This window comes from Burkholderia anthina, from assembly GCF_001547525.1.
Taxonomy (GTDB): domain Bacteria; phylum Pseudomonadota; class Gammaproteobacteria; order Burkholderiales; family Burkholderiaceae; genus Burkholderia; species Burkholderia semiarida.
Genome location: NZ_CM003768.1, coordinates 1,165,522 through 1,184,864 on the forward strand (window position 1 = coordinate 1,165,522; position 19,343 = coordinate 1,184,864).

The window sequence follows — 19,343 nt, forward strand, 5'->3', positions numbered from 1 at the left end:
CATCCATCGAAGGTCTTCTGACTGAGGAATGAAATCATGAGCAAGCTGGCAGGCAAGGTCGCGATCGTCACGGGCGCATCGAAGGGCATCGGCGCGGCCATCGCGAAGGCACTGGCCGACGCAGGCGCGGCGGTCGTCGTCAACTACGCGAGCAGCAAGGCGGGCGCGGATGCGGTCGTGAGCGCGATCACCGAAGCGGGCGGCCGCGCGGTCGCGGTCGGCGGCGACGTGTCGAAGGCGGCCGACGTGCAACGCATCGTCGATACCGCGATCGACACGTATGGCCGTCTCGACGTGGTCGTCAACAACTCCGGCGTGTACGAATTCGCGCCGATCGAAGCGATCACCGAAGAACACTATCGCCGGCAGTTCGACACGAACGTGTTCGGCGTACTGCTGACGACGCAGGCGGCCGCCAAGCATCTCGGCGAAGGCGCGAGCATCATCAACATCAGCTCGGTCGTGACCAGCATCACGCCGCCGGCCAGCGCCGTATACAGCGGCACGAAGGGCGCGGTCGACGCGATCACCGGCGTGCTCGCGCTCGAGCTCGCGCCGCGCAAGATCCGCGTGAACGCGATCAACCCGGGGATGGTCGTGACCGAGGGCACGCACAGCGCGGGCATCATCGGCTCCGAGCTTGAAACGCAAGTGCTCGGCCAGACGCCGCTCGGCCGCCTCGGCGAGCCGAACGACATCGCGTCGGTCGCCGTGTTCCTCGCGTCGGACGATGCACGCTGGCTGACCGGCGAGCGCCTCGTCGCGAGCGGCGGGCTGCGCTGACGCGCCAGGTCGGCGCGCGCCGCTATGCGCTCATCGCCAGCGCGGTCGCGCCGACGTGCCACCGCAAGCATTCGACGACGAGCGCGTGATTGTCTTCGGAGCCGAGCCCCGCGATCGTCATCGCGCCGACGATGCCGGCGCCGGCGAGCCGCAACGGCACGCCGCCGCCGTCGAGCGCGTAATCGTCGTCCGACAGGCCTTGCGAGCGCAGCGACCAGCCGGCACGCCGAAAGCACGCGCCGACCGCGAGCGAACTCTGGCCGAAACGCAGCACCGTGTTCTGCCGGCGGCGGATCGCATCGCCGTCGCGCGCGTCGCTGCCGTCGAGCGCGCAATAGAACAGCGGCGCGTGCCCGCCGACGATGCCGACCGCAATCGGCAATCCGCGTCGCGTCGCGAGGTTGACCGCGATTTCTCCGATGCGGCGCGCGACGGCTGCATTGAAGTGCGGCAGCGCCGGGTTCGACGCATCGTCGTCGAAGGCGTGGGGTTCGAGGCGAAAGGGGGGCGTCACCATGGCGGCTCCGTCGCATTGCCGGCGCTGCACGCGCGTGCCGGGCGTTGCATCGTCACGGGCCGCGCGCGGGCCCGTCTTCCGTTCGGTGCTTCGGCGTTTCAGTGCTTCAACGATGGGGCGCCGCGTCCAGCATCCACTCGTGCGCGGGATCGTTCTTGAACGCCCACGCGCGGCTTGGGCCCGCCATCACGTTCAGGTAGTACAGGTTGTAGCCGTGAGGCGCCACCACCGGGTGATAGCCGCGCGGCACCATCACGACGTCGTGATTCTCGACCGCGCAGGCTTCGTCGAGGCTGCGGTCGTCCGTGTACACGCGCTGGAACGCGAAACCCTGCGGCGGATCGATCCGGTGATAGTAGGTTTCCTCGAGCGAGGTTTCGTCGGGCGCGGCGTCGCGGTCGTGCTTGTGCGGCGGATAGCTGCTCGAATGGCTGGCCGGCGTGACGACTTCGACGACGAGCAGCCGGTCGGCGGCCGGGTTGTCGCCCATCAGGATGTCGCATACGTAGCGCGTGTTGGTGCCTTGCCCGCGCACCGAGCGGCGCATCCGCTCGCCGTCGAGGCGCAGCACGCGCTTGTCGCCGCTCGCGTACGGCGCGGTGCACAGCGCGACTTCCGCATCGCGCGTCGCGACCAGCGTCACCGTCTTGCCGCCCGGCACGTACAGCGCGTCCGGCGACACGTCCTCGAACACGCTGTCGCGCCTGCCGAGCGCATCGTGGGTTTCGCCGTCGACTTCGGCGCGCACCGTGCCCGTCAGCACGACGACGCACAGTTCGCGCGTGCCGGTGTCGAGCGTCTCGGTGTCGCCGGCCTTCAGGCGCAGCGCGCGAAAGCCGACGTGCTTCCAGCCGGCCGATTCGGGCGTGACGTTGCAGATTTCGCGGTCGGCGGATGCCTTGACCAGCAGGGGAGAAATCGTCATGAGATGGGTCTCCGCAATAGGGTAGGGCGCGACCGCCCAGGCGCTTGCGCGCGTGCTCAAGCGCTCAACCGGTCGACGATCGCGCGCAGCGAGTCGTAGCCCTTCTTCGCATACTGATAGCTCGGCGCGACGGCCGGATCCTGCTCGGCCTCGACGACGAGCCAGCCTTCGTAGCCGGCGTCCTTCAGCGTGCGCAGCGTCGCGTCGTAATCGAGCGCGCCGTCGCCCGGCACCGTGAAGGTGCCGTTGATCACGCCGTTCAGGAAGCTCCAGCCGTCGTTGCGCGCCTGGTTGACGACTTGCGGCCGCACGTCCTTGCAATGCACGTGCGCCACGCGCGATACGTGCTTCTTCAGCAGCGCCACCGGGTCGGCCGCGCCGCCGAAATACGCATGGCCGGTGTCGAACAGCAGGAACACCTTCGCCGGATCGGTCAGCGCCATCAGCCGGTCGACGTCGGCCGGCGATTCGACGTACGCGCCCATGTGGTGATGGTAGGCGAGCTTGATGCCGTACGTGTCGAGCAGGTGCGCGCCGAACGCGTCGAGGCGCGCCGCATAGCGCCGCCACGCTTCGTCGTCGACGAAACGCGGCCGCTTCGCGACCGGCGTGTCGATGCTGCCCTGGATCGTGCCCGCGCATTCGCCGTACACGACGACCTTCACGTCGTTGAATTGCAGCTTCGTCATGTGCGCGCGGCAGCGCTCGATCTCCGCCGCCACCGCATCGGCGTCCGTCATGCCCGGCGCGACTTCCGCGAGGAAGCCCGAATACCAGCCCGACACGCACACGAGCCCGAATTCGGCGAGCTTCGCCTTCAGTTCGGGGCCCGTCTTCGGAAACTTGTTGCCGAGCTCGAAGCCCGCATAGCCGATCTCGGCGCCTTCCTTCAGCGCCGTTTCGAGCGGCGTCTCGCCGCCGAGCGACGGCAGGTCGTCGTTCATCCACGACAGGGGATTGATACCGATGCGGACGTTCCAGCTCATGACGTGCTTCCTTGGTTCGAATGTTGTTTTACCGGTGCGGCAGAGGCGCGGGGCAGGCACGCTCAACGTCGCTGGCGGGTCTTCGCGTCGAGATACGCGCGGTGCGCCGCTTCGACGCCGGCGCGTCCGGATACCTGCGGCACCGCGACTTCCCACCACGCGCCGCCGTCGTCGGTCGTGCGATGGTGCGTGGTGTCGATCACGAGCACCTGGCTCTTCGTTGCCGCACGCGCGCGCTTCATTTCATCGCGCAATTCGCCGACGTCACGCACGTGCACGGCTTCGGCGCCCATCGCGCGCGCATGCATCGCGAAGTCGATCGTCGAGCGTTCGCCGCCTTCGGGCACGCAGTCGTCGAGCATGTTGTTGAAGCTCGCGCCGCCGCAATGGCGTTGCAGCCGCTCGATGCAGCCGTAGCCGCGGTTGTCGAGGATCACGACGATCAGCTTGCGGCCGAGCATCACCGACGTCGCGAGTTCCGCGTTGAGCATCATGTACGAGCCGTCGCCGACGATCACGATCACTTCGCGCTCGGGGCGCGCGAGCTTCGCGCCGAGGCCGCCCGCGACTTCGTAGCCCATGCACGAATACGCATAGTCCATGTGGTAGTTGCCCGGTACGCCGCTGCGCCACAGTTTGTGCAGTTCGGCCGGCAGCGTGCCGGCCGCGCAGACGACGAGATCGTCGCGCGCGCTGTCGCGCCCCGCGTCGGCCGCGGAGTCGCGCACCGCGCCGATCACTTCCGCGTCGTACGGCAGCGTGTCCTTCGGAATCCGCGTGGTCAGCTCGGTCACGCGCGCGTTCCATGCGGCGGCCTGGTCACGGTTCGCGGCGGTCCACGCGGCATCGGCGCGCCAGCCGGCCAGCGCCGCCGATAGCTGCCCAAGGCCCGTGCGCGCATCGGCCACGAGTTGCCGGCCGCGCTTCTTGCCCGCGTCGAACGGCTGGACGTTCAGGCTCAGCAGCGTCGCGTCGCCGTAGAGCGCGTGCGAGCCGGTTGTGAAATCCTGCAGCCGCGTGCCGACAGCGAACACGACGTCGGCCTGCGCGGCCGCGCGGTTCGCGGCGGGCGAGCCCGTCACGCCGATCGAGCCGAGGTTCAGCGGGTGATCCCACGCGAGGCTGCCCTTGCCGGCCTGCGATTCGGCGACGGGCACGCCGTGCGTGTCGGCGAACGCGCGCAGCGCGTCCCACGCCTGGCTGTACAGCACGCCGCCGCCGGCGACGATCAGCGGCTTCTTCGCGGCTTTCAGCACGTCGAGCGCGTCGGCGAGTTCGAGCGCGTCGGCCGGCGGCCGGCGCATCCGGATCACCGGCGGCGCGAAGAAATCCTCGGGCCAGTCGTACGCGAAGGTCTGCACGTCCTGCGGCAGCGCGAGACACACGGGCCCGCACTGCGCGGGATCGGTCATGACCTGGATCGCGCGCGGCAGCGCGACGAGCAGTTGCTCGGGCGACGTGATGCGATCGAAGTAGCGCGTGACGGGCCGGAAGCAGTCGTTCGCGCTGACGTCGCCCTGTTCGAAATCCTCGATCTGCTGCAGCACCGGGTCGGGCAGCCGCGACACGAACACGTCGCCGGGCAGCAACAGCAGCGGCAAGCGGCCGACGTGCGCGAGCGCGGCGGAGGTCAGCATGTTGGTCGCGCCGGGGCCGATGCTCGACGTCGCGGCCATCATCCGCTGGCGGAAATGCGCCTTCGCGAACGCGACGGCCGCGTTGGCCATCCCTTGCTCGTTGTGCGCGCGAAACGTCGGCAGCCGGTCCTTCTCCGCATGCAGCGCTTCGCCGAGCCCGGCCACGTTGCCGTGGCCGAAGATCGCGAACACGCCGCCGCAGTACGGCAGGATCTCGGTGCGCCCGTCGGGCTGGACGACTTCGGCGCGCAGGGCGGCCAGGTAGCGCACGAGCGCCTGGCTGACGGTCAGTCTTACGGTGGTGGTCATCGTCGGTCGATAGAGAGAAGTCGGGTGGTCGTCACGAACACGGGGCATCAGGCCGCGGCGGCCCGCGCGGTGGCCCGGCGGCCGAGCCACGCGTCGACCAGTTGCGCGAAGTTGCCGGCCACTTCGTCGATCAGCGCCTGATCGTCGATCCGGCCCGCGAACCAGTTCAGCGACGCATCGGCCCACAGCGTGCGCCCGACCATGAAGCCCTTGACGATCGGGTTGGTCGCCGAGCGGAAGCTGTCGACCAGGTATTGCAGCGGCTGGTTCAGGCCGAGGATCACCGCGCCGCGGCAGTACGGGTCGCGCTCGGCGATCAGCGCGGCGAGCCGCGCCCAGCCGTCGGCGGTGAGCGGCGTGAGCTTCCACCATTCGGGCTTCACGCCGAGGTTGTAGAAGCGCGCGACCGTGCGCAGCACCGCGTCGTCCTCGGTGCCGGCCGGCGTGACCGCGCGCGGCGGGATCATTTCCAGCAGCAGCTCGTTGCCGCTCGCGCGCGTGGCTTCCCACAGTTCCAGCACGCGCTGCTCCTGCTCGACGCGCAGGTCGACGGAGTCGTCGGGGTGATAGTGAACGAGGCACTTCACGACCTGTTCGGTCGGCCAGTGCGTGAGCGACGAGCCGACCGAGCGCGTGTCGTCGAAACGCAGCGGCCGCGAGCCGGGCAGCTCGACCGGGCGGCCGACCCACCAGCCGCGCCCCGTGGCCGACGCGAGCGCGTCGCTGCCGTATGCGCCGCCGTCGATCAGCACGCCGACGTGGCCGGCGATCCCGCGATCGCGCTCGACCTGTTCGACCGCGCGCACGAGCAGGCGCTTCAACGTCTTGATCCGTGCTTCGTCCGCGCCGGCCTGCACTGCCAGCTCGTAGAACTGGCTGCGATGGTCGAACGCCATCACGCACAGGTCGTCCCAGTCGCGGCGCGGCACCGTCACGCGATGCAGGTGCGCGAGCGTGCGATCGGCATCGACCGCCGGGTTGCGGCCGCCGTCGAACCAGTGCGCGAGTTCGGCCGGCGTCGGCATCGCGGCCGAGCACGCGTGGCGCGACACGACGATCGCGCCGCACGCGTTCGCGATGCGCGTCGATTCGGCCCAGTCGCGCCCGCGCAGCAGCCCCGACAGCAGGCCCGACAGGAACGCGTCGCCCGCGCCGAGCACGTTGAGCACCTCGACCCGCTCGCCGAGAAAGGTCGGCGCATCGTCGATGCGCGCGGGAACGTCGCCTTCGATCACGCAGCAGCCGAGCGCGCCGCGCTTGACCACCAGCGTCGCGTTCGTGATCGCGCGCACCGCCTGCAACGACGCGATCAGGTCGTGCGGCACGCCGCCCGCGATCAGGAATTCCTCCTCGGTGCCGACCAGCAGGTCGAATTCGCCGAGCACCTGCTGCAACTGCCGCGTCACCTGCGCGTCCGGCACATAGCGGTTTTCGCCGGCGCCGCGCGCGGTCAGCCCCCACAGCACCGGCCGGTAGTCGATATCGAGGATGCGCACGGCGCCGTGGCGGCGCGCATACGTCAACGCGGTCAGCGACGCCTCGCGCGTGCCCGGCGTCGACAGATGCGTGCCGGTGATCGCCAGCGCGCGGCAGCCGGCGATGAAGTCCTCGCTGATCTCGTCGGCGCGCACGGCCATGTCCGCGCAGTTCTCGCGCACGAACAGCAGCGGGAACGTGTCGCGATCCTTCAGCCCGAGCAGCACCAGCGCGGTCAGGCGCTCGCGGTCGGTCTGCAACTGGCTCGTGTCGCAGCCTTCGCGCTCGAGCGTCTCGCGCAGGAAGCGGCCCATCTGCTCGTCGCCGACGCGCGAAATCATCGCGGTCTTCAGGCCCAGCCGCGCGACGCCGAACGCGACGTTGCCCGACGAACCGCCGAGATACATCTGGAAGCTGCGTGCATCCTCGAGGCGGCTGCCGTACTGCTGCGCATAGAGATCCACGGCCACGCGGCCGAGGCAGGCGAGATCGATGGGGCGGTCACTCGGAAAGTTCAGGCTCATATCACGTGTCACGCTCGCGGCCGGCGTTCGGCGCTGCCGGCGGATTGGGGGGCCGATTGGGCGGAGGCTGTCCGCGGCACGTGCCGCACGACGCGAGGCTGCCTGCCGCCGGGAATCGGGCTACGGAACGGAGTCTAGACTTTTTGGAAATCTAGTTCCCTAGGTGAAATCACGTAGAAATAAATTTCCAATTTTTCGAGGAAGTGATCTACAGTTTCATCCGGATGCTTCAGTCCCGATCGGACCAGATCGGACTCGGCCCGGCGGCGCGCAACGCGCCGTCTTCCGCCCCCGGAGATGAGGAGACAGATTGATCATGAAGACCAAGCTGATGGCCGTCGCGGCCGCCGCGATCCTGGCCGCGCCGCTCGCGCATGCCGAGAAGATCGGCGTGACGATGGCATCGTTCGACGACACGTTCCTGACCATCCTGCGCAACAGCATTGCCGATTCGGCGAAGAAGGACGGCGTGACCGTGCAGATCGAGGACGGCGGCAATGACGTCGGCAAGCAGTTGAGCCAGGTCCAGAACATGATCGCGCAGAAGGTCGACGCGATCATCGTGAACGCGGTCGATACCGACGCGACGCCGAAGATCACGAAGATGGTGACCGCCGCGAAGATCCCGCTCGTCTACGTGAACCGCAAGCCGGTCGATTTCGACAAGCTGCCGGCCGGCGTCGCGGTCGTCGCCTCCGACGAGAAGCAGTCGGGCACGCTGCAGGCGCGCCAGGTGTGCAAGCTGCTCGGCGGCAAGGGCGACATCCTCGTGCTGATGGGCGAGCTGTCCAACGAGTCGGCGCGCGCCCGCACCAAGGACATCGAGGACGTGATCGCGACGAAGGATTGCGCGGGCATGAAGATCGTCGACAAGCGCGAAGGCAAGTGGAGCCGCACGCAGGGCCAGGACATCACGATGAACTGGCTGAGCTCCGGGACGAAGTTCGACGCGATCGTGTCGAACAACGACGAAATGGCGATTGGCGCGATCAACGCGCTGAAGGCCGCGCGCAAGCTGACGCCGAAGACGGTCGTCGCCGGCATCGACGCGACGCCGGACGGGCTCGCGGCGATGAAGGCCGGCGAGCTGAAGGTGTCGGTCTACCAGAACGCGACCGGGCAGGGCGCGCAAGCGGTGGCCGCGGCGCTCAAGCTCGCGAAGAAGCAGCCGGTCGATCGCTACGTGAACGTGCCGTTCGAGCTCGTCACGCCGGAGAACATGAACCAGTACGCGAAGCACTGACCGGTTTTCCCGCTGAACTGCGCGGGCCCGGCGCGGCCGGGCTCGCGCGCGACTTTCGAGGAACGTCCATGTTTACAGCCAGGATCGCGCGCTCGATGGCCAGCGAAAGCGCGCCGGCCGCGTCGTCCGCCGCGCCGGGTTCGTCCGGTGCGCCCATGGCCGACTGCGTGCTCGAGGTGCGCGGCGTCGGCAAGTCCTTTCCCGGCGTCGTCGCGCTCGACGGCGTGCAGTTCCGCGTGCGCCGCGGCACCGTTCATGCGCTGATGGGCGAGAACGGCGCCGGCAAGTCCACGCTGATGAAGATCATCGCGGGCGTCTACACGCCCGACCAGGGCGAAATCCTGATCAACGGCGAGCCGGTCGTGCTGAACGGGCCGCTCGACGCGCTCGATCGCGGGATCGCGATGATCCATCAGGAGCTCAACCTGATGCCTTACATGACGGTCGCGGAGAACATCTGGATCCGCCGCGAACCGAAGAACCGCTTCGGCCTGATCGATCACGCCGAGCTGCGCCGCCGCACGGCCGAGCTGTTCGAGCGGCTGTCGATCGACATCGATCCGGAAACCGACGTGCGCACGCTGACGGTCGCGAGCCGCCAGATGGTCGAGATCGCGAAGGCCGTGTCGTTCGACTCGGACGTGCTGATCATGGACGAGCCGACCTCCGCGCTGACCGACAGGGAAGTCACGCACCTGTTCCGGATCATTCGCCAGCTGCGCGAGCAGGGCAAGGGCATCGTCTACATCACGCACAAGATGAACGAGCTGTTCGAGATCGCCGACGAATTCTCGGTGTTCCGCGACGGCAAGTACATCGGCACGCACGCATCGAGCGACGTCACGCGCGACGACATCATCCGCATGATGGTCGGGCGCGAGATCACGCAGATGTTCCCGAAGGAAGCGGTGCCGATCGGCGACGTCGTGCTGTCGGTGAAGGATCTCTGCGTCGACGGCGTGTTCCGCGACGTGAGCTTCGAGCTGCGCGCGGGCGAGATTCTCGGTGTCGCGGGCCTCGTCGGCTCCGGGCGCTCGAACGTCGCGGAGGCGCTGTTCGGCGTCGTGCCGGCCACGTCTGGCGAGATCCGCATCGACGGCAAGCCGGTGCGCATTTCGACGCCCGCGCAGGCGATGCGGCACGGAATGGCGTTCCTCACCGAGGACCGCAAGGACTCCGGCTGCTTCCTGAATCTCGACCTGCTCGCGAACATGGAAGCGGCGGTGCTCAGCCGTCGCTATGTGAAATTCAACTTCGTGCAGCACGCGCAATTGAAGCGCGACTGCGAGGAAATGAGCCGGATGCTGCGCGTGAAGTCGCCCGGGCTGCACGAGACCATCCAGAACCTGTCCGGCGGCAACCAGCAGAAGGTGCTGATCGGCCGGTGGCTGCTCACGCAGCCGCGCATCCTCATCCTGGACGAACCGACCCGCGGCATCGACGTCGGCGCGAAGGCCGAGATCCACCGGCTCGTCAGCGCGCTCGCCGGCAAGGGCGTCGCGGTGCTGATGATCTCGTCGGAAATGCCGGAAGTGCTGGGCATGAGCGATCGCGTGATGGTCATGCACGAAGGGCGCATGACCGGCATCGTCGATCGCAAGGACGCCGACCAGGTCCGCATCATGGATCTCGCGTCGCGCTGAGCCGAAACAAGATTGGAGACAACTGAAATGGGCAACCTGAACCCGGTCGCGGATGCGCGGACCATGACACTCAAGTCGCGGCATGCGAAGTGGCCGCCCGAACTGAGCATCTTTCTCGTGCTGGTCGGCATCAGCCTGTTCTTCGAGATCGTCGGCTGGGTCGTCGTCGGCCAGAGCTTCCTGTTCAATGCCGAGCGGCTCGAGATCATCGTGCTGCAGATGGCCGTGATCGGCATCATCGCGGTCGGCGTGAACCTCGTGATCATCACGAGCGGGATCGACCTGTCGTCGGGGTCGGTCGTGGCGGCCGCCGCCGTCGTGTCGGCGAGCCTCGCGCAGGTGTCCGACTTCCCGCGCGCGGTGTTTCCGCACCTCACCGACCTGCCGGTCATCTGGCCGGTGCTGGCCGGCGTGTGCGTCGGGCTGCTGGTCGGCCTGCTGAACGGCACGCTGATCGCGATGACGGGCATCCCGCCATTCATCGCGACGCTCGGCACGATGGTCGCCGCGCGCGGCTTCGCGAAGTGGTTCACCAACGGGATGCCGGTGTCGATGCTGACCGACCCGTTCGCGGCGATCGGCGCGGGCGCCAATCCGGTGATCATCTTCGTCGTGATCGCCGCGATCTTCCACGTCGTGCTGCGCTATACGCGCTTCGGCAAGTACACCTATGCGATCGGCGCGAACCGCCACGCGGCCGTCGTGTCGGGCATCAACGTCACGCGGCACCTGATCTTCGTCTACGCGATCGCGGGCCTCCTGAGCGGCATCGCCGGCACCGTGACGGCCGCGCGCGCGATCTCCGGGCAGTCGGGCATGGGCGTGATGTACGAGCTCGATGCGATCGCGGCCGTCGTGATCGGCGGCACGTCGCTGTCGGGCGGCCTCGGTCGCGTGACGGGCACCGTGATCGGCGTGCTGATCCTCGGCGTGATGACGTCGGGCTTCACGTTCATCCGCATCGACGCGTACTACCAGGAGATGGTGAAGGGCGCGATCATCGTCGCGGCCGTGATCGCCGACCAGTATCGCAACAAGAAGTCGCGCCGCTGAGCGCGCGGGCCGCCCGCATTCGAGAGGGAAGCGACCGGCGCGGCATGGGCCGCACCGCTGATGAACGAACCACCGGAGACAACTGCATGACCTTGCAAATCGGCGTGATCGGCTGCGGCGCGATCGGCCAGGACCACATTCGCAGACTGACCCGCACGCTGTCCGGCGCGCGCGTCGTGGCCGTCAACGACATCGATCCGCGGCAGGCGCGCGACGCGGTGACGAAATACGGGCTCGACGCCGAGATCTACGGCGACGGCCACGAAGTGGTCGCGGCCGCCGACGTGCAGGCCGTGCTCGTCACGTCGTGGGGGCCGACGCACGAAGCGTTCGTGCTCGACGCGATCGCGCACGGCAAGCCGGTGTTCTGCGAGAAGCCGCTGGCCGTCACGGCCGACGGTTGCATGCGGATCGTCGAAGCCGAGCTCGCACACGGCAAGCGGCTCGTGCAGGTCGGCTTCATGCGGCCGTACGACGAAGGCTATCGCGCGTTGAAGCGCGTGATCGACAGCGGCGAAATCGGCGCGCCGCTGATGCTGCATTGCGCGCACCGCAACCAGTCGGTCGGCGAGCGCTACACGACCGACATGGCGATCACCGACACGCTGATCCACGAACTCGACGTGCTGCGCTGGCTGCTCGGCGAGGATTACACGAGCGCGCAGGTCGTCTATCCGAAGAAGACGCGCCATGCATCCGCGCATCTCGCCGATCCGCAGATCGTGCTGCTCGAAACCGCGAGCGGCGTGCGCATCGACGTCGAGATCTTCGTGAACTGCCAGTACGGCTACGACATCCAGTGCGAGGTGGTCGGCGAGCAGGGCATCGCGAAGCTGCCCGATCCGCCGGCCGTCGGGCTCAAGCATGCGGCGCGGCAGTCGGTCGAGATCATGACCGACTGGAAGGAGCGCTTCATCGCGTCGTACGACGTCGAGCTGCAGGCGTTCATCGACGGCGTGCGGCAGGGCGTGCTGACCGGGCCGTCCGCGTGGGACGGCTACGCGGCGGCGGTCGCGGCCGACGCGTGCGTGCGGGCGCAGAAAACCGGCGCGGTCGAGCCGATCGCGATGGCCGAGCGCCCCGCGTTCTATCGCGGCTGACCAGCGCCCGCCCGCCGCTGACGTACCGGACCGACCGAGATGACGATGAAGATAGGTTGCGCCCCGTGCTGCTGGGGCGTCGACGACGTGAAGAACCCGCATCTGCCGCCGTGGCGGCACGTGCTCGCCGAGGCCGCGCAGGCCGGTTATTCGGGCATCGAGCTCGGGCCCTATGGCTATATCCCGCTCGAGCTCGACGTGGTGAGCGCCGAGCTCGAGCGCCAGCGCCTGAGCATCACGGCCGGCACGATTTTCGACGATCTCGTGTCGCCGGAGAACCTGCCGAACCTGCTGCGCCAGACGCGCGACATCTGCGCGCTGATCACGCAGTTGCCGAAGCTGCCGACGCAGGACGGCCAGCACTACGCGGCGCCGTACCTGGTCGTGATGGACTGGGGCCACGAGGAGCGCGACTACGCGGCCGGCCACGGCGATCGCGCGCCGCGGCTGTCCGACACGCGCTGGGCGCGGATGGTCGACCATATCCGGCAGATCGCGACGATCGCGCGCGACGAGTTCGGCGTGCGCGCGGTGATTCATCCGCATGCGGGCGGCTACATCGAATTCGCGGACGAGATCGACCGGATCGTTGCCGACATTCCGGCCGAGACGGCGGGCCTCTGTCTCGATACCGGCCACCTGTATTACTCGGGCATGGACCCGGAAGCGTGGTTGCGCCGCCATGCGGCACGGCTCGACTACGTGCATTTCAAAGACATTGACGCAGCCGTATACGACGCGGTGATGGGCGAGCACATCGCGTTCTTCGCCGCCTGCGCGCGCGGCGTGATGTGCCCGATCGGCGCCGGCGTGCTCGACTACCGCGCGATCCGCGAGGCGCTCGACGCCATCGGCTACGCGGGCTATATCACGATCGAGCAGGAGCGCGACCCGCGCAACGCCGGCACGAGCCTGCGCGACGTCGCCGCGAGCCGCGCGTTTCTCGCGTCGGCCGGTTTTGCATGACCCATGAACACGCACCAGGAACATCACCATCATGATTGACGGACAGATTCTGCTTGGACATTCGATTCGCTGGGGCATGGTCGGCGGCGGGCTCGGCAGCCAGATCGGCTACAGCCACCGGTCGGCCGCGCTGCGCGACGGCAGCTTCCAGCTGGTTGCCGGCGCATTCGATATCGATCCCGAACGCGGCCGCCAGTTCGGCGTGAAGCTCGGCGTCGCGGCCGAGCGCTGCTATCCCGATTACGCGACGATGTTCGACGCCGAGGCGCGTCGCCCCGACGGCATCCGCGCGGTGTCGATCGCGACGCCGAACAACACGCACTTCGAGATCTGCCGCGCCGCGCTGAACGCGGGGCTGCACGTGGTGTGCGAGAAGCCGCTGTGCTTCACGACCGAGGAGGCCGAGGCGCTGCAACGGCTGTCGGTCGAGAAGAACCGGATCGTCGGCGTCGCGTACGGTTATTCCGGACACCAGATGATCGAGCAGGCGCGCGAGATGATCGCGCGCGGCGACCTCGGCGAGATCCGCATCGTGCAGATGCAGTTCGCGCACGGCTTCCATAGCGAGGGCGTCGAGGCCGCGAGCGCGGCCGCGCGCTGGCGCGTCGATCCGAAATTCGCGGGCCCGAGCTACGTGCTCGGCGACATCGGCACGCACCCGCTGTACATCTCGGAAGTGATGGCGCCCGAGCTGAAGATCCGGCGGCTGATGTGTTCGCGGCAGAGCTTCGTGAAGAGCCGCGCGCCGCTCGAGGACAACGCGTTCACGATCATGGAATACGACACCGGCGCGATCGGCTACGTGTGGTCGAGCGCGGTGAACGCCGGCTCGATGCACGGGCAGAAGGTGCGCGTGATCGGCTCGAAGGCGAGCGTCGAATGGTGGGACGAGCATCCGAACCAGTTGCGCTACGAAATCCAGGGGCAGCCCGCGCAGATGCTCGATCGCGGGATGCCGTACCTGCATCCGCACGCATTGCGCGAAGACCGCATCGGTGCCGGGCATCCGGAAGGGCTGTTCGACGCATGGTCGAACCTGTACGCGCGCTTCGCGCTCGCGATGGACGCGGCCGATCGCGGCGACGCGACGGCATTGAAGACCATCCGCTTTCCGGACGTGCACGCGGGCGTCGAGGGCGTGCGCTGGGTCGAGAACTGCGTGCGTTCGGCCGATGCGGGCGGCGTGTGGGTCGACTATCGTTGAAGCGGGCAAGGCCGGCTGCGCCGCGTTTCGCCGCGGCAGCCGGCCTCGGTACACACCCCGATCTTTACGCCGCCGCGCGCGCGTTGGACAATCGGTTCCAGTCTTGCCGTGGAGCGTACGTCAACAGACCCTGGTGATGATCGAGCGCGTGGGAGCGAGCACGCGGCACGGGCCGTGCCGCAAACGTGATTAAATTCGCCCTTCATGCATGTATCCAGTCGAGCCCCGGGCCGCGCCCGCCAGCCACGCGCGCGCATCGGGGCCGTCAACTTCGCGCTATCCGATGAGTTCATCCGAGAAACCTCCCGCCACCGTCGAGGCGTTCCTGCAGCACCTGACGCAGGAGTACGACGGCCTCAGCAATCGCCTGAAGGTGATCGCGCGCCACGTGGAAACGCATCGGGACCAGCTTGGGCTGGAAGGCATCCAGTCGCTCGCGGAGGCCTGCGGCGTCCAGCCGTCGGCCGTTGTGCGCTTCGCGAAGCACTTCGGCTTTTCCGGCTTCTCCGAAATGCAGCGGCTGTTCCGCGAAGGGCTCGCGCAGCAGATCGCGCCGGGGCGCGCATACAACCTGCGGCTGCGCGACGTGATCGAAGCCGGTTCGTCGAGCCTGCAGCCCGAACAGATCGCCGACGAATTCATCAAGGGCAGCATCGCCGGGATGCAGCAGTTGCGGCAGACGCTCGATTCGCAGGCGCTCGCGCGGGCGGTCGACCTGCTCGCCGATACGCAGGCGATCTGGATCGCCGGGTCGCGGCGCGCGTTTCCGATCGCCGTGTATCTCGACTATGCGCTGCAGCACACCGACAAGCGCATCGGGCTGTTCAGCGCGCTCGGCAGCATGCATCTCGGCCAGATCCGGTCGGTGCGCGAGGGCGACGTGATGATCGCGATCTCGTTCATGCCGTACGCAGACGAGACCGTGCAGGTCGCGCAGCAGGCCGCGCAGCGCGGCGCGCGGCTGATCGCGATCACCGACAGCCGGATGAGCCCGCTCGCGCGGGAGGCCGAGGTGACGCTGATGGTGCAGGACAGCGCGACGTTTGGCTTTCGCGCGCTGACCGCGACGATGGGCCTCGCGCAGAGCCTGTTCGTCGCGCTCGCGTACCGGCTCGAGCTATCCTATATGCCGAGCGCCGACGGCGCGCACGGCACGAAAGCCGGTTGATCCCGACTGGCTGCGCACCGCCCGCCGAACGGCTCGACGGGCGGCGCACCGGCCGGCTTACTTCGCGGTCGGCATCGCGAATTCGGCGCCCTTGCCGATGCTCGACGACCAGCGCTGCATCACCGACTTCTGGCGCGTGTAGAAGCGCACGCCTTCCTCGCCGTACGCGTGCATGTCGCCGAACAGGCTCTTCTTCCAGCCGCCGAAGCCGTGCCACGCCATCGGCACCGGGATCGGCACGTTGATGCCGACCATGCCGACCTGGATGCGCCGCGCGAATTCGCGCGCGATCCCGCCGTCGCTCGTGAAGCACGACACGCCGTTGCCGAACTCGTGCGCGTTGATCAGGTCGACCGCTTCGCCGAAATCCTTCACGCGCACGCAGCCGAGCACCGGCCCGAAGATCTCTTCCTGGTAGATCCGCATGTCGGGGCGCACGTGGTCGAACAGCGTGCCGCCGGTGAAGAAGCCGGCCTCGCGGCCCGGCACGCGCAGCCCGCGCCCGTCCACCACCAGTTGCGCGCCTTCGTTCACGCCCTGCTCGATATAGCCTTCGATGCGCTTGAGCGCTTCGCCGGTGACGATCGGGCCCATCTCGACTTCCGGCGACATCCCGTCGCCGATCACCAGCTTGCGTGCGCGTTCGGCGACCGCCGGCACGATCTTGTCGGCCACGTCGCCGACCAGCACCGCGATGCTGATCGCCATGCAGCGCTCGCCGGCCGAGCCGTACGCGGCGCCGATCAGCGCGTCGACGGCCTGCTCGATGTTCGCGTCGGGCATCACGACGAGGTGGTTCTTCGCGCCGCCGAGCGCCTGCACGCGCTTGCCCGACTGCACCGCGCGCTGCTGCACGTACGCCGCGATCGGCGTCGAGCCGACGAAGCTGACGGCCTGCACGTCCGGGTGGTCGAGCAGCGCATCGACCGCGTCCTTGCCGCCCTGCACGACGTTGAACACGCCGGCCGGCAGCCCTGCCTGCGTGAGCAGGTCGGCGATGAACAGCGCGGCCGACGGGTCGCGCTCGCTCGGCTTCAGCACGAACGTGTTGCCCGTCGCGATCGCGACCGGGAACATCCAGCACGGCACCATGCACGGGAAGTTGAACGGCGTGATGCCCGCGACGACACCCAGCGGCTGGCGCATCGTCCAGTTGTCGATGCCGGTGCTGACCTGGTCGGTGAAGTCGCCCTTCAGCAGTTGCGGCACGCCGCATGCGAATTCGACGATGTCGATGCCGCGCGCGACTTCGCCCTGCGCGTCCGAGAACACCTTGCCGTGCTCGGCGGTGATGATCGCCGCGAGCGTGTCGCGGTGCTCGTTCATCAGTTGCAGGAAGCGGTGCAGCACGCGCGCGCGGCGGATCGGCGGCGTGTCGGCCCAGGCCGGGAACGCGGCGTGGGCGGCGGCGACGGCCTGCCGCACTTCGCTGTCGTCGGCCAGCGCCACGCGACGCACCGCGCGACCGAGCGCCGGATTGAGGACGTCCTGGAAGCGGCCGCTGCGGCCGGCGACGGGCGCGCCGTCGATGTAGTGGCCGACGTCGGCGTCGGACGTATACGCGGGAACCGTGGTCATGCGTGTCTCCTGGGGATGAAGGCGAACAGCGCCCAGTCTAGGGAAACCGGCAGGGCGGGAGAAGTCCGCCAAACTTGATTCACTGTTCAGAATTCTGAATAATCGGCGGATGAATCAGCAAAATGTCCAGGCGCTCTGGCCGCATATCCATTCGCTGACGGTGCTGGCCGCGGCGGGCAGTTTCACGGCTGCCGCGCAGCGGCTCGGCATCAGCAAGGCCGCGATGAGCCAGCGCATCGCCGATCTCGAAAAGGCGGCCGGCGTGCCGCTCGTGCGCCGCACCACGCGCAGCGTGCGGCTCACCGACGCGGGCCAGACGCTCGTCGACAGCACGCGCGACGCGTTCGAGTCGATCGGCCAGCATTTCGCGCGCGTGAAGGATCTCGCCGGCGAGCCGCGCGGGCTGCTGCGCGTGACGGTGCCGGTCGCGCTCGGGCGCCAGCAGGTCGTGCCGCACCTGCCCGATTTCCTGCGCCGGCATCCGGGCGTGCAGATCGAGCTCGACCTGTCGGATCGCCTGCATTCGCTGACGCAGGAGGGCTTCGATCTCGCGATTCGCCATACGACCACCGCGCCGCAGACCCACGTCGCGTGGAAGCTGTGCGACACGCGTTCGCTGCTGGTCGCGAGCCGCGACTATCTCGACGCGCGCGGCGCGCCGCGCCACCCGGGCGAGCTCGTCGATCACAGCTGCCTGTGCTACCTGCGCGAGAACGAGCCGGCCGCGTGGAGCTTCGAGCCGGACGGCCGCCGGCGCGAGCGCGTGAGCGTGCCGGTGCGCGGCAGTTTCGCGGCGAACAACAGCGAGGCGATGCGCGAGGCCGCGCTCGGCGGGCTCGGCATCGCGCTGCTGCCCGATTTCAGCGCGCGGCGCGATCTCGACGCCGGCCGCCTCGTCGCGCTGCTCGACGGCTGGCGGCCGTCGGGCGCGTTCGGCGACCATATTTTCGCGATCCGCCCGTACAGCCCCGTCGTGCCGAGCGCGGTGCGCGCGCTCGTGCGGCACCTGCGCGAACGGCTCGCGGGCGGTTTCTCCGGCGCATGAGCCGGATGCAGGCGGGCGCCGGGCCGTGGGCGCCCGGGCAGGCGCGGCGGCGCTGCGGTAAAATCGCGGCTTCCTCCCGCGCCAGGTGTGGCGCGTCATTCGAAGGTCGACAGCCGATGCAGATTCACAAGGAAGTGGACGCGCGCGGGCTCAATTGCCCGTTGCCGATCCTGCGTGCCAAGAAAGCGCTTGCCGATATGGAAAGCGGGCAGATCCTCAAGGTGCTCGCGACCGATCCGGGCTCGCAGCGCGATTTCGCCGCGTTCGCGAAGCAGACGGGCAACGAGATCGTCGAATCGACGACGCAGGACAAGACCTTCGTGTTCCTGATGCGCCGCCGCTGAAGGCGCGCATTCCCCATCCCGCCGCGGCAGGCTTCCGGCCGGCCGTGTCTTGCCGCTCCTTTCTGACAATTCTTAAACCTCGTCGCGCGACCGGCTGCGTATACTGAGCCGGCCGGTCGTCCGCTCCCAGCGGAGGCGCCGGCCACGGTACGTCGCACGGCGGGCTCGGGGGCCATGCCTGACGCTACCGTCGTACAACGGGGAGAGGACATGTCCTTCAGACCAGGGACCTTTGGAAGCCCGTCCGGAGCGGAAAGCATTGCGCCCGTGCGCACGTCGGAATTGAGCCGGATCGAGCTCGATCCGCAACAGGACCGCCACGCGCGTGCCGCGCTGGAGGCGTATGCGGATTCGGCCGCGGCCGAGATGCCGTGGCTGGCCGAGTGGCTCGACGAACGGCTGCGCGATGCCGCGCGGGACGACGGCTCGGGCCCGACCTACTGCGGCGCGACGATCGAACGCGTGTTCGATCTGGCGCAGGCATGGGCGGCGGGCCAGCCCGATTACGCGGCCGGCGCGTGGGAGCGTGTGCGCGACCAGCTGCAGCGGATGCTTGCGCAACGGCCGCTGGCGCAGCCGCCGTCGCCGCGCGTGCCGACAGACGACTGTGCCGAGCCGGTGGCCGGCATCGCGGGCGCCGAATAGGCGTCCGGTTGCGCAACAGAAGGGATTATTCGAAGAAAGGGCGATAGTCCGCGCAATTTCTTGGCGAATTTCATACTACTATGATGAAATCGCCGGTTCGTCCGTGCCCCGTTTTTGAGATATTTAGCCGGGGTCGCCGGGGTGCGCAGGAGGCGCGAGCGGCGAACGACGGCTCGCCGGCCGGTATCCGGAACGCC

The 19,343-nt window shown here is 68.5% G+C and carries 17 protein-coding genes; 11 read left to right on the forward strand and 6 right to left on the reverse strand.

Translation table 11 applies throughout. From position 1 onward, the window contains the following. Positions 1 to 36 precede the first annotated feature (36 nt). Complete coding sequence (locus tag WS64_RS05385; protein WP_059575924.1) at positions 37 to 783, forward strand: glucose 1-dehydrogenase; 747 nt, start codon at positions 37 to 39, stop codon at positions 781 to 783. Between the two features lie 22 nt (positions 784 to 805). Here WS64_RS05385 and WS64_RS05390 read toward each other — a convergent pair whose 3' ends face one another. From WS64_RS05390 to WS64_RS05410, 5 genes are all read right to left on the reverse strand, one after another. After that, positions 806 to 1,300, reverse strand: a complete 495-nt coding sequence (locus WS64_RS05390; RefSeq protein ID WP_059575896.1) for a heme-degrading domain-containing protein — start codon at positions 1,298 to 1,300, stop codon at positions 806 to 808. A gap of 106 nt (positions 1,301 to 1,406) precedes the next feature. Further along, on the reverse strand, positions 1,407 to 2,225 hold the full coding sequence (gene iolB, locus WS64_RS05395; RefSeq protein WP_059575895.1) for a 5-deoxy-glucuronate isomerase: 819 nt from the start codon (positions 2,223 to 2,225) through the stop codon (positions 1,407 to 1,409). 56 nt (positions 2,226 to 2,281) lie between these two features. Then, positions 2,282 to 3,211: a myo-inosose-2 dehydratase gene (gene iolE, locus WS64_RS05400; RefSeq protein ID WP_060965930.1), complete on the reverse strand. Its 930-nt coding sequence runs from the start codon at positions 3,209 to 3,211 to the stop codon at positions 2,282 to 2,284. A 62-nt stretch (positions 3,212 to 3,273) separates the two neighbouring features. Beyond that, a complete protein-coding gene (gene iolD / locus WS64_RS05405; RefSeq protein ID WP_060965931.1) occupies positions 3,274 to 5,157 on the reverse strand; it encodes a 3D-(3,5/4)-trihydroxycyclohexane-1,2-dione acylhydrolase (decyclizing) in 1,884 nt (627 codons plus the stop codon). Positions 5,158 to 5,204: 47 nt separating this feature from the next. Continuing rightward, positions 5,205 to 7,157 (reverse strand): bifunctional 5-dehydro-2-deoxygluconokinase/5-dehydro-2-deoxyphosphogluconate aldolase, encoded by a 1,953-nt coding sequence (locus tag WS64_RS05410; protein ID WP_060965932.1) that lies wholly within the window; start codon positions 7,155 to 7,157, stop codon positions 5,205 to 5,207. A gap of 316 nt (positions 7,158 to 7,473) precedes the next feature. Between WS64_RS05410 and WS64_RS05415 the strand changes: the two genes are divergently transcribed. The 7 genes from WS64_RS05415 to WS64_RS05445 all read left to right on the forward strand — a co-directional run bounded on the left by WS64_RS05415 (position 7,474) and on the right by WS64_RS05445 (position 15,534). Further along, the gene (locus tag WS64_RS05415; RefSeq protein WP_059575888.1) at positions 7,474 to 8,400 is read left to right on the forward strand and encodes a sugar ABC transporter substrate-binding protein; all 927 of its coding nucleotides are present in this window, start codon (positions 7,474 to 7,476) and stop codon (positions 8,398 to 8,400) included. Positions 8,401 to 8,468: 68 nt separating this feature from the next. After that, positions 8,469 to 10,043 (forward strand): sugar ABC transporter ATP-binding protein, encoded by a 1,575-nt coding sequence (locus WS64_RS05420; RefSeq protein ID WP_059640657.1) that lies wholly within the window; start codon positions 8,469 to 8,471, stop codon positions 10,041 to 10,043. 27 nt (positions 10,044 to 10,070) lie between these two features. Then, positions 10,071 to 11,096, forward strand: a complete 1,026-nt coding sequence (locus WS64_RS05425; RefSeq protein WP_060965933.1) for an ABC transporter permease — start codon at positions 10,071 to 10,073, stop codon at positions 11,094 to 11,096. 86 nt (positions 11,097 to 11,182) lie between these two features. Next, a complete protein-coding gene (locus WS64_RS05430) occupies positions 11,183 to 12,196 on the forward strand; it encodes a bifunctional inositol 2-dehydrogenase/D-chiro-inositol 1-dehydrogenase (protein WP_059575882.1) in 1,014 nt (337 codons plus the stop codon). A 39-nt stretch (positions 12,197 to 12,235) separates the two neighbouring features. Further along, positions 12,236 to 13,162 (forward strand): TIM barrel protein, encoded by a 927-nt coding sequence (locus WS64_RS05435; RefSeq protein ID WP_060965934.1) that lies wholly within the window; start codon positions 12,236 to 12,238, stop codon positions 13,160 to 13,162. Between the two features lie 31 nt (positions 13,163 to 13,193). Next, positions 13,194 to 14,366: a Gfo/Idh/MocA family protein gene (locus WS64_RS05440; RefSeq protein ID WP_060965935.1), complete on the forward strand. Its 1,173-nt coding sequence runs from the start codon at positions 13,194 to 13,196 to the stop codon at positions 14,364 to 14,366. 283 nt (positions 14,367 to 14,649) lie between these two features. Next, entirely contained in the window at positions 14,650 to 15,534 is an 885-nt protein-coding gene (locus WS64_RS05445) for a MurR/RpiR family transcriptional regulator (RefSeq protein WP_059640667.1), read from the forward strand. Positions 15,535 to 15,591: 57 nt separating this feature from the next. On the opposite strand, the gene WS64_RS05450 is transcribed toward WS64_RS05445, so the two are convergent. Then, entirely contained in the window at positions 15,592 to 17,112 is a 1,521-nt protein-coding gene (locus WS64_RS05450; RefSeq protein ID WP_060316271.1) for a CoA-acylating methylmalonate-semialdehyde dehydrogenase, read from the reverse strand. 109 nt (positions 17,113 to 17,221) lie between these two features. Here WS64_RS05450 and WS64_RS05455 point away from each other — a divergent pair, with 109 nt between their 5' ends. The 3 genes from WS64_RS05455 to WS64_RS05465 all read left to right on the forward strand — a co-directional run bounded on the left by WS64_RS05455 (position 17,222) and on the right by WS64_RS05465 (position 19,146). Beyond that, complete coding sequence (locus tag WS64_RS05455; protein WP_060965936.1) at positions 17,222 to 18,157, forward strand: LysR family transcriptional regulator; 936 nt, start codon at positions 17,222 to 17,224, stop codon at positions 18,155 to 18,157. 116 nt (positions 18,158 to 18,273) lie between these two features. Next, positions 18,274 to 18,501 (forward strand): sulfurtransferase TusA family protein, encoded by a 228-nt coding sequence (locus WS64_RS05460; RefSeq protein ID WP_006402122.1) that lies wholly within the window; start codon positions 18,274 to 18,276, stop codon positions 18,499 to 18,501. Between the two features lie 210 nt (positions 18,502 to 18,711). Next, complete coding sequence (locus WS64_RS05465; protein WP_060965937.1) at positions 18,712 to 19,146, forward strand: hypothetical protein; 435 nt, start codon at positions 18,712 to 18,714, stop codon at positions 19,144 to 19,146. Positions 19,147 to 19,343: the final 197 nt, after the last annotated feature.